This window comes from Streptomyces sp. C, from assembly GCF_000158895.1.
Lineage (GTDB): Bacteria > Actinomycetota > Actinomycetes > Streptomycetales > Streptomycetaceae > Streptomyces > Streptomyces racemochromogenes.
Genome location: NZ_GG657750.1, coordinates 501769 through 516523 on the forward strand (window position 1 = coordinate 501769; position 14755 = coordinate 516523).

Annotated in this window: 13 protein-coding genes and 2 pseudogenes; 11 read left to right on the forward strand and 4 right to left on the reverse strand. The window is 74.5% G+C overall.

Annotation, left to right across the window (positions count from 1 at the left end; genetic code table 11):
* Positions 1–159: 159 nt before the first annotated feature.
* From SSNG_RS02440 to SSNG_RS44705, 3 genes and pseudogenes are all read left to right on the forward strand, one after another.
* Positions 160–1869 (forward strand): SpoIIE family protein phosphatase, encoded by a 1710-nt coding sequence (locus SSNG_RS02440; RefSeq protein ID WP_165364961.1) that lies wholly within the window; start codon positions 160–162, stop codon positions 1867–1869.
* 102 nt (positions 1870–1971) lie between these two features.
* On the forward strand, positions 1972–2202 hold the full coding sequence (locus SSNG_RS02445) for a DUF6480 family protein (RefSeq protein WP_007262200.1): 231 nt from the start codon (positions 1972–1974) through the stop codon (positions 2200–2202).
* A gap of 74 nt (positions 2203–2276) precedes the next feature.
* Positions 2277–3877, forward strand: a pseudogene (locus SSNG_RS44705) (FAD-dependent oxidoreductase).
* Positions 3878–3904: 27 nt separating this feature from the next.
* On the opposite strand, the gene SSNG_RS02455 reads toward SSNG_RS44705, so the two are convergent.
* From SSNG_RS02455 to SSNG_RS02465, 3 genes are all read right to left on the reverse strand, one after another.
* On the reverse strand, positions 3905–5020 hold the full coding sequence (locus SSNG_RS02455) for an AI-2E family transporter (protein ID WP_042800421.1): 1116 nt from the start codon (positions 5018–5020) through the stop codon (positions 3905–3907).
* A 38-nt stretch (positions 5021–5058) separates the two neighbouring features.
* Positions 5059–5280, reverse strand: a complete 222-nt coding sequence (locus SSNG_RS02460; RefSeq protein ID WP_007262203.1) for a hypothetical protein — start codon at positions 5278–5280, stop codon at positions 5059–5061.
* Positions 5281–5397: 117 nt separating this feature from the next.
* A complete protein-coding gene (locus SSNG_RS02465; protein WP_007262204.1) occupies positions 5398–5970 on the reverse strand; it encodes a PepSY domain-containing protein in 573 nt (190 codons plus the stop codon).
* 187 nt (positions 5971–6157) lie between these two features.
* Here SSNG_RS02465 and SSNG_RS02475 point away from each other — a divergent pair, with 187 nt between their 5' ends.
* The 8 genes and pseudogenes from SSNG_RS02475 to SSNG_RS02505 all read left to right on the forward strand — a co-directional run bounded on the left by SSNG_RS02475 (position 6158) and on the right by SSNG_RS02505 (position 13244).
* The gene (locus SSNG_RS02475) at positions 6158–6460 is read left to right on the forward strand and encodes a hypothetical protein (protein ID WP_007262205.1); all 303 of its coding nucleotides are present in this window, start codon (positions 6158–6160) and stop codon (positions 6458–6460) included.
* 109 nt (positions 6461–6569) lie between these two features.
* The gene (locus tag SSNG_RS02480; protein ID WP_007262206.1) at positions 6570–7583 is read left to right on the forward strand and encodes an SPFH domain-containing protein; all 1014 of its coding nucleotides are present in this window, start codon (positions 6570–6572) and stop codon (positions 7581–7583) included.
* A pseudogene (locus SSNG_RS02485) lies at positions 7580–8482 on the forward strand (hypothetical protein). Before SSNG_RS02480 ends, SSNG_RS02485 begins: the two are co-directional and overlap by 4 nt.
* A 286-nt stretch (positions 8483–8768) precedes the next feature.
* On the forward strand, positions 8769–9347 hold the full coding sequence (locus SSNG_RS02490; RefSeq protein WP_007262208.1) for a snapalysin family zinc-dependent metalloprotease: 579 nt from the start codon (positions 8769–8771) through the stop codon (positions 9345–9347).
* 323 nt (positions 9348–9670) lie between these two features.
* Positions 9671–11758 carry a DUF11 domain-containing protein gene (locus SSNG_RS02495; RefSeq protein ID WP_128636837.1) on the forward strand — a complete coding sequence of 696 codons (2088 nt, stop codon included), beginning with the start codon at positions 9671–9673 and terminating at the stop codon, positions 11756–11758.
* Positions 11759–11873: 115 nt separating this feature from the next.
* The gene (locus SSNG_RS39035; protein ID WP_206731274.1) at positions 11874–12020 is read left to right on the forward strand and encodes a hypothetical protein; all 147 of its coding nucleotides are present in this window, start codon (positions 11874–11876) and stop codon (positions 12018–12020) included.
* Between the two features lie 74 nt (positions 12021–12094).
* A complete protein-coding gene (locus SSNG_RS02500) occupies positions 12095–12457 on the forward strand; it encodes a hypothetical protein (protein WP_206731275.1) in 363 nt (120 codons plus the stop codon).
* An 82-nt stretch (positions 12458–12539) separates the two neighbouring features.
* Complete coding sequence (locus tag SSNG_RS02505) at positions 12540–13244, forward strand: DUF6766 family protein (RefSeq protein WP_007262214.1); 705 nt, start codon at positions 12540–12542, stop codon at positions 13242–13244.
* A 41-nt stretch (positions 13245–13285) separates the two neighbouring features.
* Here SSNG_RS02505 and SSNG_RS02510 read toward each other — a convergent pair whose 3' ends face one another.
* Entirely contained in the window at positions 13286–14305 is a 1020-nt protein-coding gene (locus SSNG_RS02510) for a glycosyltransferase family 9 protein (protein WP_050779519.1), read from the reverse strand.
* Between the last annotated feature and the right edge of the window lie 450 nt (positions 14306–14755).

The window sequence follows — 14755 nt, forward strand, 5'->3', positions numbered from 1 at the left end:
GCGCACACGCGCCTGCCCGGCTCACCCCCTCCGCCGGCCGGCAGGGCCTACGATGGCGCGTAACCGGTGCCCGCCGGTTCCGCGAAGCCCCTGCCGTCCGTCGGCGGAGCCCGAGGGCCGGCCACGGCCCTTCCCGGACGCGTCGGACTAGGAGGCGGAGTGGATCGGTTCGCCCGGTTGGCCGCCCGCCTCCTCTCGGCCCGGCACGGCCTGGTGTGGCTGGAGCCGGACGGCGAGGCCGCGGAGGCGGTCTCCGAGAACTGGCCCGCCGGCACGGAACCCGGTGCGGCCGTGCTGGAGTGCTGCCGGCGGGTCGCGGAGACCGCCCGGCCCTGGTTCGTGCCCCGTACCAGGCACGGCGCCGCCGCGTTCGCGTTCGCCGGCGTTCCCCTCGTCGGGACCTCCGGCGAGCTGGTGGGAGTCCTCGCGGTCGTCGACCACCGTCCGCGCGCCTGGAGCGACGACGACGTACGGGACCTGTCGGACCTCGCCGCGGCGTGCAGTGCGCAGATGCGGATGCGGTCCCGTTCCGAGAGCGGACGCCAGGCCCGCGAAGCGGCGGAGGACGCCGCTCAGGCGGCGGAGGGCGAGGCGACCCGCGCGCACGAGCTGCTCAGCCGGTCCGAACTGCTCCTGCGCGCGTCGGAGGACCTCGCCGACACCAGCAGCCTGGACGATGTCCGCCAGCGGGTCGCGGACCTGGTCAGCGGAGACCTCAAGCCGGCCCGCATGGACCTGCTCCTGGTGCGGGAGGGGATGCTCCGCCCCCTGAACGCCGCCGCCGACGACGGCCCTCCCGCACCGCCCGGCACCGGGTCCATCTCCCTCGCCTCGCACTGGCCGGCCGCGCGTGCGCTGCGCGAGGACCGGATGCTCGTGGTGGCCGGGCCGCCGGGGAGCGCCGGAGCCGCTTCCGGCCCCCCGGCCGCCCCCGGCTGCGTCGGCGTGGACCTCCACACGGCCGTCTGCCTCCCGCTGCGCGGAACCCGCGACGCCCTCGGGGTGCTGGTCCTGGCCTGGGACACGCCCTACGAGATCGGCGTGGAGGAGCGGGCGGTGCTCGCCACCCTCGCCGTCTACACCGCCCAGGCCGTCGAACGCGCCCTCCACCTCGACGAACGGGTCACCGTCGCCCGCCGGCTGCAGCAGGCCATGCTCACCGAACTCCCGGCCGTGCCGGGCCTGGAACTGGCCGCCCTGTACCGGCCCGCGGCCCGGGAGGACATGGTCGGCGGCGACTGGTACGACGCCTACCCGCTGCCGGAGGTCCCCGGCACGGGCGGCACGGGGGCGTTCGCCCTGACCGTCGGCGACATCACCGGCCACGACATGGGGGCCGCCGCCATCATGGGGCAGGTCCGCAGCATGCTGCGCCAGGCCGATCAGGACCATCCGGGCGGGGGCCCGCACGAGGCCCTCGCCGCGCTCGAGCGTGCCTGCCGGCGCCTGGGCCTCCCCGCCGGCGGCACCGTCGTCCACGCCCACCTCCATCCGGCGGCGGCCGGACACTGGCTGCTGAGGTGGAGCAACGCCGGCCATCCGGCGCCCCTCCTGGCCGGCCCGGACCGCGCCGTGGAGCGCCTGGAGGAGCACGACGTGCTCCTCCACCCCGCCCTGCCGCCCCAGCCGCGCACCAGCCACAGCCGCGTGCTTCCCCCCGGCAGCACCCTCCTCCTCTACACCGACGGCCTCGTCGAGGAGCGCGGACAGGACATCGAGGCCCGGATCGAGCGGCTCGCGGGGCACCTGGCCGGCGCCCCGCCCGGCATCCCCCTGAACGCCCTGCTCCGCTCCCTGCTGCGCACCGCCGGCGCGTCGGATGCGCGCGACGACGCCGTCCTGCTCGCGGTACGGGTCCCCGGTCCCTGACCCCCACCCGCCCCCGATGCCTCTCACCGAGGAGCGGGTAGGGGTGTCCCGGAAGTCCCCCTCTCCGGGCATGCCGGGCGTCATTGCGGGGACACGCCGGACATGAGTACCGACAACCCGGATCCTGATCCCCGCACCACCCCCGGTCTGGAACGAGGCGGCTCGGTGCCGCCCGGAGAGACCCCGCCCGGCGAGGCCAGCACCACTTCCGGCGCCGGACCCTACCGCCCGCTGAAGCGCGGGTGGGGCAAGGGTCCGCTCACGATCATCATCGCCCTGGCGGTGCTGGTGGCGCTCTTCTTCCTCGCGTACGGAATCGTGCTGGCTCTGTGAACGCCCCCGGGCGGGTCCGGTGGCCGTCTTCCGCGCCGGTGCATCGCGGCCCGCTTCCCGGGCAGTCGCCGGACATGAACCCGATATCCGACCACAACCGGTCCTACTGGATGCAGACGGCCGGCATGCCCACCTTCCCCCCGCTGACCGCCGACACCGAGGCCGACGCGGCCGTGATCGGCGGCGGCATCGCGGGGCTCAGCGCGGCCCGGGAACTCGCCCGGGCCGGTCTCAGCGTCGTACTGCTGGAGGCCGGCCGGCTCGCGGGAGGCGTGACGGGCCACACCACGGGCAAGGTCACGGCCCTGCACACCACCGTCTACGACAGCCTGCGCACCGATCACGGGGAGGACGCCGCCCGCCTCTACGCGGCCTCCCAGAGCGCCGCGATGCAGCACGTCGGCGAGGTGGCCCGGGACCTCGGCATCGACTGCGACCTGGAGCACCGGCCGGCCTTCACCTATTGCGAGGACCCCGGCGGGGTCGAGGCGTTGCGGGCCGAGGCCGAAGCCGCCCGGGCGGCCGGGCTGGACGCCTCCTTCGTCACCGAGACCGGGCTGCCCTATCCGGTCGCGGGCGCGGTCCGGGTCGAGGACCAGGCCCAGTTCCACCCCCTCGCGTACCTGCGGGGGGTGGCGGAGGACCTCGTCGCCCGCGGCGGACGCGTCTACGAGCACACGCGGGTCACCGACCTGGACGGCGGTGATCCGTGCCGTCTCGCCACCTCGTCCGGCATCACCGTCTCGGCCCGCCACGTGGTCGTGGCCACCCACCACCCGGTCTTCGACCACGCCCGGCTCGCCACCCGGCTCACCCAGCACCGTGACCTGGTGATCGCGGGGCCGCTGCCCTCCGGGCGGGATCCGGAGGGGATGTACATCACCCGGGAGGGCGGCAAGCGGTCCGTCCGCACCACGCCCCTCGGCGACGGCGGGCGGCTCCTGATCGTCACGGGAGAGGCCTTCAAGCCCGGCACCGGCGAGGACACGGAAGCCGGGTACGCCCGGCTGCGGTCCTGGACGCGGGAGCGCTTTCCCCGGGTTCGAGGTGAGCCACCGGTGGGCGGCCCAGGACAACGCGGCCACCGACGGCCTCCCCCTCTTTTTGCCGGATGCCGGGCGGCGGCGAGAACGTGTACGTGGCCACCGGTTTCGCGGGCTGGGGCATGACCGGCGGGGTGCTGTCCGGACTCCTGATCGCCTCCCTCGTGACGGACGCCGAGAACCCGTGGGCGGCGTTGTACGCCCCCGGCCGTCCGGGTGCCGTCCTCGGGTCGGCGTCCGAGTTCCTGAAGGCCCAGTGGGACACCGGCAAGCACTTCGTCAAGGACCGCCTGGAGGCGCTGGGCGGCGGTACGAACGGTCCCGTCGGCGCCCTGCGGCCGGGCGAGGGCACGGTGGTCCGGGCGGCGGGCGGTCCCTGCGCGGTCCATCGTGACGACCGGGGAGGCCTGCACGCCGTCTCCGCCGTCTGCACCCACATGGGCTGCCTGGTCGCCTTCAACAACGGCGAGCGCACCTGGGAGTGCCCCTGCCACGGCTCCCGCTTCGACGTCGACGGCGAGGTCCTCCAGGGCCCGGCGCTGCGGCCGCTGGAGCGGCGGGACCCCGCCGGTCTGGAGGCGGACGGGCGCCCGGACGCGGGGGCTGAAGACCCCACCCCGCCCCCTTCCTAGGCGGAGCGGCGGAGCGGCGGAGCGGGCCTACGAGGGGGCGGGGGCGGTGGGCAGCCCCTCGGCGGCCGCCGGATCGTGCGGCGGTTCGCCGAGTTGGTCGCGCAGGTAGTTCCAGACGACGGCGACGAGGGCGGCGGCCGGTACGGCGAGCAGGCTGCCCACGACCCCGGCCAGGCTGCCGCCCAGCGTGACAGCCAGCAAGACGACCGCGGCGTGCAGGCCGAGCCCGCGGCTCTGGATCATGGGCTGGAACACGTTGCCCTCCAGCTGCTGCACCGCGACGATGATCGCCAGCACGATCAGCGCGTCCGTCAGGCCGTTCGACACCAGCGCGATGAGCACCGCCACCAGACCGGCGAACAGGGCGCCCACGATCGGCACGAACGCGGAGACGAAGGTCAGGACCGCCAGCGGCAGCACCAGGGGTACGCCGACGATCCACAGGCCCAGGCCGATGAACACGGCGTCCAGCAGGCCGACGAAGGCCTGGGACCGGACGAACGAGCCCAGGGTCTGCCAGCCGCGCGCGGCCACCACCGGAACGTCGGTGCCGAGCCGGCCGGGGAGCTGGCGGGTGAGCCACGGCAGGAAGCGGGGGCCGTCCTTGAGGAAGAAGAACATCAGGAAGACCGCCAGCACGGCGGTGACCAGGCCGTTGAAGACGGTGCTCACTCCCGTGGCGACGGTGGAGACCGCACTGCCGACGCTGTTCTGGAGCCGGGCCACCGCAGCGTCGAAGGCGCCGGTGATCTGGTCGTTGCCGATGTTCAGCGGTGGCCCCGCCGCCCACTCGCGCAGCTGCTGGATGCCCGCGGCCACGCCGTCGACCAGTTCCCCCGACTGGGAGGCCACGGGAACCGCGATGAGCGCCACGATGCCGGCGGCCGCGAGGAGGAAGAGCACGGTCACCACGGAGGCGGCCAGAGCGGGCGGCCACCCCCGCCGACGCAGGAAGGCGGCCAGGGGCCAGGTCAGGGTGGTGAGGAGCAGGGCCACGATGAGCGGCCAGATGACCGACCACATCCGGCCCAGAACCCACAGCACCGCCGCCGCCATGACCAGGACCACCAGCAACTCGGCGGATACCCGGGCCGATCGCCGGAGGGCGGCGGCGGCCTTCGTGGAACTCAAGGTGACAGACATGGGCTCACCCTATGCACACGGCGTTCGGGCGGCGCCGGTCAGAGGCTGTTCCACAGCTTGCGCCAGAAGTCGCCGCGGACGTCGCGCAGCCAGTGGCCGGCGGAGCAGGTCGTCTTGGCCGCGCCCGGGAAGGGCTGGAGGACCGGCCGGCCGCACCACTGGCAGGGGCGGGTGCGGCGGGCCGTCGGGAAGCGGGACCAGGACCATGACCGGAACCGGTCCCAACGTCCCTGCTCCTGCTCGGGGTTCGATGTGGTCATGCCCCCAGTGAACCCGCGTCCCCGGCCCGGGTGGCACGGTCGGGGTACTCACCCCGACCCGTACCGCTACTCATTTCCGCGGCCGGCGGGTGGTGTTGCCGCACTGTTCCGGCCCGGTCAGCCGTTGTCGTAGTCGTCGTCCGAGTCGGACCGGGCGGTGACCTTGCCGGTCGTGGCGTCCACGGAGCCGTCCCAGGTCTTGCCGTCGGATCCGCGCACCTCGACGTGCCAGGACGCCGACTTGCCGTTGTCGTCGGAGTCCCACTCGACGGCCCACGCCTCGCCCGGGTGGGCGGCCACGGCGGCCTTGAGGGCCTTCTCGGCGGTGACCTTGGCGGCCAGCAGGTCCTTGTGTTCGCCCGCGTCCTCGTCGGTGTCGACGTTCTCCCGGGTCACCTTGCCGTTCGCCGCGTCCACCTTCAGTTCGGCGTGGCCCTTGCCGTCCTTGGTGACCACGTCCACGTGCCAGACGTTGCCGTCCCGGTCGAGGGACTCGATCACCCCGGGGTAGTCCTTGAGGGCCGCGGCGGCGGCCCCCTCCGCCGTGGTGTCGGCGGGGGCGGCGGGGGCGGCCGCGGGAGCCGTCCGTGCCGCGTCGGCGGGCGTCGCGACGGCGGCGGCAGCGGGGCCGCCCGCGAGCAGGGCCACGGCCGCGGCCACGGCCGCGGAGACGTACAGGTTGCGCTTCATGGGCTGGACCTCCTCAGGCCGGCCAGGACCGCGTACCCGCGGTTGCCCGGTGCGGGCGGCCGGCGGCGAGCGTTCCCGCCCATTGTCGGGCCGGTCGCCGCCGCCCGCCGCCCGGGGCGCGGCGGGCGGCGGGCGGGCCGCGCGCGGCGGGCGGTTTACGTCGCGCGTGCGCGGCAACACGCGGTTCATGAGCACTCACTCGCGAGTACGCAGCCGAGGAAGCAGTCAGGCGGGCCGGATCGTCGCAGCGGTGGCGGACGTGCTCGCCTTCGTCATCGCACTCTGGATCCTGCTCTACCTGTTGGAGGCGAACCAGGCCAACGGCCTGGTCGGGGCGGTCCACGACGCCGCGGCCTGGCTCGCCGGCTGGTCGTACGACCTGTTCACCTTCAGCCGCGAATGGATCCAGGTGGTGGTCGGCTACGGCATCGCCGCCGTGGTCTACCTCCTGATCGGCCACGCCGTCGCCGGCTGGCTCTACCGCCGCTGACCGGGGCGGGATCCACCCGCTCCGGCAAGGGACCGAGCCCTTTTCGTCCCCTTGACGATATGACGCGCGCCCCCTTATCGTCGCACTGACGAAATTAAGGGGGTTCGCCATGGCGGACATCACCCGGCGCCTCGGCTGGCGCCACCTGCGCTCCGCACCCACCGCCCACATCCGCCACCACAAGCGCGGCCGGCTGGTCCACGACGGCCGGGGGCTCAGCTTCTGGTACCGGTCGCTGTCGGCGGCGCTCTCCGAAGTGCCGGTCGACGACCGGGAACTGGCCATGGCCTTCCACGCCCGCACGGCCGACTTCCAGGACGTGACGGTGCAGGCCACCGTCACCTACCGGATCAGCGACCCGGCGGCCGCCGCGGACCGGCTCGACTTCTCCGTCGACCCGGACACCGGGAGCTGGCGCGGTGCGCCCTTGGAGCAGATCGCCACCCTCCTCACCGAGACCGCGCAGCAGCACACGCTGGACGTACTGGCCCGGACCCCGCTGGCCGCCGCCCTGGTCGACGGCGTCGCGTCCGTGCGGCAGCGGGTCGTCGACGGTCTCGCCGCCGAGCCCCGGCTCCCGGCCACCGGTATCGACGTGGTGGCCGTGCGGGTCGTGGCGATCCGCCCCGAGGCCGAGGTGGAGCGCGCCCTGCGCACCCCGGCCCGCGAGCAGATCCAGCAGGAGGCGGACCGGGCCACGTACGAACGGCGGGCGGTCGCCGTCGAGCGCGAGCGGGCCATCGCCGAGAACGAGCTGGCCAGCCAGATCGAACTGGCCCGGCGCGAGGAGCAGTTGGTCGACCAGCGGGGCACCAACTCCCGCCGCGAGGCCGAGGAGAAGGCGGCGGCGGACGCCGTCCGGACCGAGGCCGAGGCGGCCCGCAAGGTCCGGCTGGCCCGCGCGGACGCCGAGGCGGCCCGCGAGACGGGCGCGGCGCGCGCCGAGGCCCAGGCGGCCTGGCTGCGGGTGCACGGCGAGGCCGGCCCGGCCACGCTGCACGCCCTGGCGGCGACCCGGCTGGCGGAGAACCTGCCGCGGATCGAGAGCGTTACCCTCTCCCCCGACGTCCTCACCGGACTCCTCGCCCGGCTCGGACGCCCGGACGGCGGAGCGGGCGAGTGAGCCTGGCCCCGCGGGCGGGTGCTGGTGCACCGCAGGACCGAGTACGAGGAACTGCTCGCGCGGCACGGGACGCACGGGCAGGCCGCGTTCTTCCTCTCCAGCCGCGGCCGCTCGATCGACGAGGTGGCCCGCCGCCACAAAACACGCGCGGCAGGCGATGCGGGAGGTGGCGACGGCGGTGCCGCTCACCTGGCGGTCCACCCGGGTGGAGCGGGCGGACCTGGACCGCTTCCTGTACGAAAAAAGAGGACGTCGTGGTCGTGGTCGGGCAGGACGGCCTGGTCGCCAACACCGCGAAGTACCCCCGCGGCCAGCCGGTGGTGGGCATCGACACCGACCCGGGGCGCAACCCGGGGGTCCTCGTCCGGCACCGCAGCGCCGACGCCGCCGCCCTGCTGGGCGCCGCGACCGCCGGCGGGGGCCGGGCGGAGGAGCTGACCATGGTCGAGGCCGTCGCCGACGACACCCAGCGCCTCGTCGCCCTCAACGAGATCTACCTGGGCCCGCCCGGACACCAGACCGCCCGCTACCGCCTGGGGCCCGACGGCGAGGAGGGCCCGGGCGAGGCCCAGGCGTCCTCCGGGTTGCTGGTGGGCACCGGTACGGGAGCGACGGGCTGGCTGCGCTCCCTGTGGCTGGAGCGCGGCAGCACCGCCGAGTTGCCCGCGCCGTGCGACCGGCGGCTCCTGTGGTTCGTGCGCGAGGCCTGGCCGTCACCCGCGACGGGTACCGGCAGGGTCGCCGGTGAGCTGGGGCGGGGGCAGGGGCTGCGGCTGACCGTGGAGTCGGACCGGATCGTGGTCTTCGGCGACGGCATGGAGGCCGACGCCCTGGAACTGACGTGGGGTCAGAGCGTCAGGCTGGGCATCGCGGAGACCTCGCTGCGCCTGGTGACGTGAGCGCCCGCGCCGGGCGGGAGGCCGCACGGGACGCCACCGTCAGCCCTTCCGTTCGCGCAGCCGGCCGACGGGGACGCGGGTCCTGCCCGCTGACCGGGCACCGGCCGGAGCGCCGCGCGTAAATGGCTGGCAGGTGCATGACGAGTCACCGGGGTGCGGGGCTACTTTCTTAGAGCTCCGGAGGGGCGGCTGTCCGAACGTCCGGACCACTGGCGGGCGGTGGCGGCGCCTCCGACACCCCGGCTCCGCCCCAGGGGTCGGGCCCCCACACCTGAAGGAGCACGCCATGTTCCTGGGCACCTGCGTGAAAATCGGCACCTCCGCAGCCGCGCTCGTCCTCGCCGCGGCGACCGCCGCGACCGCGGCACCCGCGCCCGCGGCCCTGCCCGGCACCGCTGCGGCGGCAGTGACGCTCCGGTACGACGACAGCCGGGCCGGAGGCTGGGAAGCCGCAGTCGCGGCCGGCGTGGCCTCCTGGAACGCGAACGTCAGCAACGTGCGGCTGGTGAAGGCCGCACCGGGCGTCCGGGCCGAGATCGTCATCGTGGCCACCACCGGCTGGCCGCAGGCCACCCTCGGACCGGTCCGTCCGGGGCGGCAGGTGCGGGTCGAACTCGGCGCGGAGGCCGTGAGCCAGGGGTACGACAAGACGCGCATCACGGCGCACGAGCTGGGCCACAGCCTGGGCCTCCCGGACACCAAGCCGGGGCCGTGCACCCAGCTGATGTCCGGATCCAGCGCCGGAACGGCCTGCACCAACGCCGTGCCGAACGCCACGGAACGGTCCCGCGTGCAGTACGCGTACGCGAGCGGGCTCGCGGCGGTCGCGCCGGCCGACGGCCGGGTCCTCGTCGACGCGCCCTGACGGGCGGCACGGGGCCGGCCGCCGGTCAGAGCGCTGACCGCGGCCGGAGGCCGGCTCCGGTGAGCTGTCAGGGGCGCAGCCGGGCGGGGTTGTTCGGGGCGGCGGGCGTCCCGGGGAGGGGTGGTACCCGGTGGAAGAGCCGGCGGCGGCGCGGGCCCCGCGCCGGAGGGTCGGCTCGTCCGACGGGGTGAATCCCGACCGTCCAGTGAGCCCAGCGCGGCCCGCCGTACGTGCCCGGTCGCGGCGTCCACAACAGGCTGTGGCCTGTCCAGTGGGAGCCGCCGGCCCGCTGCATGGCGGCGGTGAACAGACGAAGGGTCTCCATGTCCACGTCCCCGTCCGCATCCTCCACCTCCACCGACGCGTCCACGCGCGCGGCCGCGTCCACCTCCGTCCTCGGCCCCCGCAGAGTCCCGCGCCGGGGCGCGGCCGCGGCCGTCGCCGCCGGTCTGGTGCTCGTCCTGGCCCTGCCCGCCCCCGCGCTCGGCGCACCGGGCGACCTCGATCCGGCCTTCGACGGCGACGGCAGGGTCGCCACCGACTTCGGTGGCGGCGGCTACGACGAGAGCCGCGGCATGGTGATCCAGGCGGACGGCAAGATCGTCACCGTCGGCCTGACCGTCCCCGCGGCGGGCGGCTACTCCGACTTCGCGCTGGCCCGCTACAACACCGACGGCAGCCTCGACCCGACCTTCAACGGCGACGGCGACAACGACGGCAGGATCACGGCCGACCTGCGCGGCGGCGACGACACGGCCGACGCGGTGGCGGTGCAGCCGGACGGGAAGCTCGTCGTAGCCGGCTACAGCGCGGATCCCGACGGCGGCGGCGGGGCGTTCACCGTCGCCCGCTTCACCACGAACGGCAGCCTCGACACCACCTTCGACGGCAGCGGTTTCACCGTCACCGACTTCGGCACCGGTGGCCCGCAGGAGGCCCACGCGGTCGTGATCCAGCCCGGCGGCGCCATCGTGGCGGCGGGCGGGAGCGGCACCGAGGTCGCCCTGGCCCGCTACAACGCCGCCGACGGCAGCCTCGACACCACCTTCGGCGACGGCGGCACGGTGACCACGGGCTTCGCCGGGGGCTCCGCGACCGCGTTCGACGTGGCCCTCCAGTCCGACAACAAGATCGTCATCGCGGGCCGCTCGGGGTACAACTACCCCTCCAACGACTCCGACTTCGCGCTCGCCCGCTACCAGACGAACGGCAGCCTCGACACCACCTTCGGCGACGGCGGCAGGGTCACCACCCCCTTCGCCGGTGCCGACGTGGCCAACGGGGTCGAGGTCCAGCCCGACGGGAAGATCGTCACGGCGGGCCACAGCGGCTTCGACTTCGCCCTCGCCCGCTACAACCCGGCCGACGGCAGCCTGGACGGCACCTTCGACGGCGACGGCAAGGTCACCACCGACTTCGGGACCAACACCCTGGACGGGGCCGCCGACCTGGCCCTCCAGTCCGACGGCAAGATCGTTGCCGCGGGCATCAGCCTGGCCGACTTCGGCGTGGCCCGCTACAACGCCGACGGATCCCTGGACAGCGGCTTCGGCACCGGCGGGAAGGTCCGCACCGACGTCTCCTTCGGCTACTTCGACACCGCCAACGCGGTGGCCCTGCAGGCCGACGGGAAGATCGTCGTCTCCGGCAACACCGGCGACGACCGGGGCCTCGTCCGCTACCAGGTCACCACCCCGCCGCCCCCGCCCGGCGTGGACCTGGCCGTCACCAAGACCGGCCCGGGCTCCGTCAGCATCGGCGACCAGGCCACGTACACCGTGACGGTGACCAACACGAGCACCACCAGCACGGCCACCGGAGTCGCCCTGACCGACACCCTCACCGGCCCCGGCGGCCTCCTGTCCGCCACCCCCGGCCAGGGCACCTGCACCCTCTCCGCCACCACCGCCAACTGCACCCTCGGCAGCCTCGCCCCCGGCGCGCGGACCACGGTCAGGTTCGTCGCCGAACCCCGCGCCACCGGCACCCTCTCGGACCGGGCCACCGCCTCCGCCGCCCAGACGGACCCGGCGACCGCCAACAACACGGCGACGGCCACCACCAGCGTCAACAACGCCCGGGGCTGCACGATCATCGGCACCAGCGGGACCGACACCCTCACCGGCGGCTTCGGCAACGACGTCATCTGCGCCCTGAGCGGCAACGACACCGTCCGGGCGGGCTACGGCAACGACACGGTCCACGCCGGCCCCGGCAACGACAACGTCGACGGGGGCTTCGGCAACGACATCCTCATCGGCGGCCCCGGCAACGACACCCTGACCGGCTACTACGGCGACGACCGCCTCGACACCGTCGACGCGGTCTCCGGCAACGACAGCGCCAACGGCGGCTTCAACACCGACACCTGCACCACCGACCCGGGCGACACCCGCATCAGCTGCCCCTGACGGCCCGGCTGGTCCGCTCGGGCGACATCGGCCCGGCTGCGTGGCAGAACCTCTTCCCCCGGGGTAGGGAAACGTGGGGCGCCTGTTCCGTAATCCGCATACTCGGAGGACATCCATGGACGCGTTCGTGCTCCTGCGCGAGGACCGCAAGGCGGTCGAGAAGCCGTTCCCGCAGTTCGAGAGGACCGAGGACGAGGACACGGGCGAGAAGCCGAACGCGCCGCGGGACCCACTGGCCACTCCCGGCGCCGGCAGCCGATGACACCGGCGGCGGGCTCCCGCGGCGGGGCGGCTCTGAGGGCGGCCGGGGCCGTGTCCCTGGCGGGGACGCTCGCGGTGTTGCTGACGGGGTGCGGGGCGTCCGGGGCGCGCGTGGACGGTGCCCGGGATGCCGGCCGCGCCTTCGAGCAGGCGCTCGGCGCCCAGGACTACGGGGCGGCGTGCGGTCTGTTGGCCCCCGAGACGCGCGCGCAGTTGGAGGAGGACGAGGCGCAGGTGTGCGCGAAGGCGCTGGAGGGGCAGCAGCTGCCGGCGCCGGGAGCGGTGGACGGCGTCGAGGTCTACGGGCACCAGGCTCTGGTCCGCGCCGAGGGCGAGACGCTGTTCCTGTCCCAGCTCACCGGCGGATGGCGGGTCGTCGCGGCAGGCTGCACGCCGCAGGAGGACAAGCCCTACAAGTGCACCGTGAAGGGCGGATGAGGATGCGCGGACTCTTCGTCGCCTGCCTGGTCGTGATCGTGGGCGGGCTGGGCTACTTCATCGCGATCGGAGCGATGTACCGATGAGCGGAAACCGGCAAGGGAGCCGGCAGCACGGGAGCTTCTGGAGGGACAACAGCCTCACCCTCGCCTTCGGTTCGGCGTTCCTGCTGGTCCTGCTGGGGCAGGCGCTGGCCGGGCACGCCGAGTTCAACGGTCAGCTCACCGACGACGGTCTCCAGCCCCTCAGTCTGGGCGAGTACATGACGTCCTCGGACTTCGCCGTGGACGTCACGGAGAACTGGCAGTCGGAGTTCCTGCAGTTCTTCCTGTTCATCTTCGGCACCGTCTGGCTCGTCCAGCGGGGCTCACCGGAATCCAAGGAACTCCACAAGATCGGTTCCGAGTCGGACCGTGACCAGCGCGTGGGTGACCACGCCGGGAAGGACTCGCCGCGCTGGGCGGGCACGAAGGACTGGCGGCAGCTGGTGTACTCGCGCTCGCTGGGCCTCGTCATGGGCGGTCTGTTCGTCCTGTCCTGGCTGGCCCAGTCCATCACGGGAGTGGCCGCCTACGACGAGCAGCAGCTGCGGCAGCTCCAGGACCCCATCGGCTGGGGCGCCTACGTGGTCTCACCGGACTTCTGGAACAGGACGCTGCAGAACTGGCAGTCGGAGCTCCTGGCCGTGGCCGCCATGGTGATCCTCTCCGTCTACCTGCGCCAGCGGGGATCTCCCGAATCCAAGCCGGTCGGCGCCGCCCACACCGCCACCGGTATCGAGGGGTGAGGCCGTGGCACAACGGCTTCGCCGGGAGGGGATCGCGCTGGTCAAGGGCAGTGGCCGAGCCCCGCCTCGACCACCTGGCCGACGGTGATGCGCAGGAGCCGGGCGTCGGGCAGCGACGCGTGGGCGTCCCCCGGCCGCAAGGGGTCCTCCCCCGGGCGGGGACACCACAACACGCGGTGTTTCGTGGAAGGGGGCGGGCCCCACAGGCGGGGGGCCACCGGGCCGAAGAGGACGACGGACGGGGTGCCCAGGGCCGTCGCGAGGTGGGCCAGACCCGTGTCGCCGACCAGGACACAGCGCGCGCCGGCGACCAGCGCGCAGAGCTCGTGGAAGGGCACGTCACCGGAGCCGCCGACGACCGCCTCCCGGGGCAGCCCGGCGTCCTGCGCCACCCGCCGCGCCAGCGCCCCTTCGCCCGCGCCGGCGGTGACGACCACCTCCTCGCCCGCTCGGCGCAGGGCGCGTACGACCGCCGCGAACCGGTCCGCGGGCCACCGGCGTGAGCCGGCGTCCGCGCCGGGGTGGACGACGACGGCACCCGGGGCGGGCGAGGCGCAGGCAGGGGCGGTGATCGAGAGGTCGGCGGGGTCGGCCTCGATGCCGTACCAGCGCAGCAGGCGGCACCAGCGTTCCCGCTCGTGTTCGTCGTCGCGCCACTCGGGTCCGGGGACGTCCGGGGTCTCCTCGTGCCGGTAGGCGAGGAGCCGGCGCGGCCGCAGCCGCTGGAGGAGGAGATGGCTGGGCGGCCCGTTCCCGTGCAGGTCCACGGCCAGCTCCGGCGGCGGTCCTTGCCAGCTCAGTCCGGCGGGCACGCCGCGTCCTCGCGCGGTCGTGGGCAGGACGCGGTCCACGAGGCCGGTGGCGGCGGCGACGGCGGCCAGCCGGCCGGGCGCGGCCAGGACGATGTCGCGGTCCGGCATGCTCCGCCGCAGCGCCCGCAGGCAGGGCACCACCGTCAGCAGGTCGCCGAGGCCCAGGGCCCGCAGGACCAGTACCTGTGGGCGGCCGCCCGCCGGTACCCGGTCGGCCGGCACGTGGCCTGTCCGCTCGTGCACGCTCATGCACTCCACTGTCCCGAGGACGCTCTCGCGGGGCACGCCGGGTTGGGCCGCAAGGTGTCCGCCCCTGTTCCGGGCGGCCGCTGTGAGCAATCACACCAGCTGCCCCGTCGGCCTTGGCGGGCCAGGGCGAGGGGCCCTGTCGGCGGGCCTTCGGGCGCCCCGGGCCACCGGTTCGGGCGGGAGGTTCTGCCACCATGGCCTGCGGGACCGTTCCTCCCCCTCCTTCCGCTGCCGGGCGTCGACCGTGCGCGTCGGCGGTGCGGAGCGCTGTTCCCCGCCACACCTGCCGCCTCTCGCGCTCCGCGCTCCGTCTTGGGTCCTTCCTGTGTCTGCCGCTGTGTCTGCCGCCGTCTCCGCGCCTTCTCCCACCACCCCTCCCGACCGCTCCGTCGACCGCTCTCCGTGGCGGTGCCTCCGCTACCGCAGCATGCGCTGGTGGGCCTTCGCGAA

What these genes read in the sequence shown, in the direction of transcription:
- SSNG_RS02505 (WP_007262214.1), top strand. Translation starts at nt 12,540, where the DNA reads ATGAGCGGAAACCGGCAAGGGAGCCGGCAGCACGGGAGCTTCTGGAGG.
- SSNG_RS02475 (WP_007262205.1), top strand. Translation starts at nt 6,158, where the DNA reads ATGAGCACTCACTCGCGAGTACGCAGCCGAGGAAGCAGTCAGGCGGGC.
- SSNG_RS02495 (WP_128636837.1), top strand. Translation starts at nt 9,671, where the DNA reads ATGTCCACGTCCCCGTCCGCATCCTCCACCTCCACCGACGCGTCCACG.
- SSNG_RS39035 (WP_206731274.1), top strand. Translation starts at nt 11,874, where the DNA reads ATGGACGCGTTCGTGCTCCTGCGCGAGGACCGCAAGGCGGTCGAGAAG.
- SSNG_RS02510 (WP_050779519.1), bottom strand. Translation starts at nt 14,305, where the DNA reads ATGAGCGTGCACGAGCGGACAGGCCACGTGCCGGCCGACCGGGTACCG.
- SSNG_RS02490 (WP_007262208.1), top strand. Translation starts at nt 8,769, where the DNA reads ATGTTCCTGGGCACCTGCGTGAAAATCGGCACCTCCGCAGCCGCGCTC.
- SSNG_RS02465 (WP_007262204.1), bottom strand. Translation starts at nt 5,970, where the DNA reads ATGAAGCGCAACCTGTACGTCTCCGCGGCCGTGGCCGCGGCCGTGGCC.
- SSNG_RS02480 (WP_007262206.1), top strand. Translation starts at nt 6,570, where the DNA reads ATGGCGGACATCACCCGGCGCCTCGGCTGGCGCCACCTGCGCTCCGCA.
- SSNG_RS02445 (WP_007262200.1), top strand. Translation starts at nt 1,972, where the DNA reads ATGAGTACCGACAACCCGGATCCTGATCCCCGCACCACCCCCGGTCTG.
- SSNG_RS02455 (WP_042800421.1), bottom strand. Translation starts at nt 5,020, where the DNA reads ATGTCTGTCACCTTGAGTTCCACGAAGGCCGCCGCCGCCCTCCGGCGA.
- SSNG_RS02460 (WP_007262203.1), bottom strand. Translation starts at nt 5,280, where the DNA reads ATGACCACATCGAACCCCGAGCAGGAGCAGGGACGTTGGGACCGGTTC.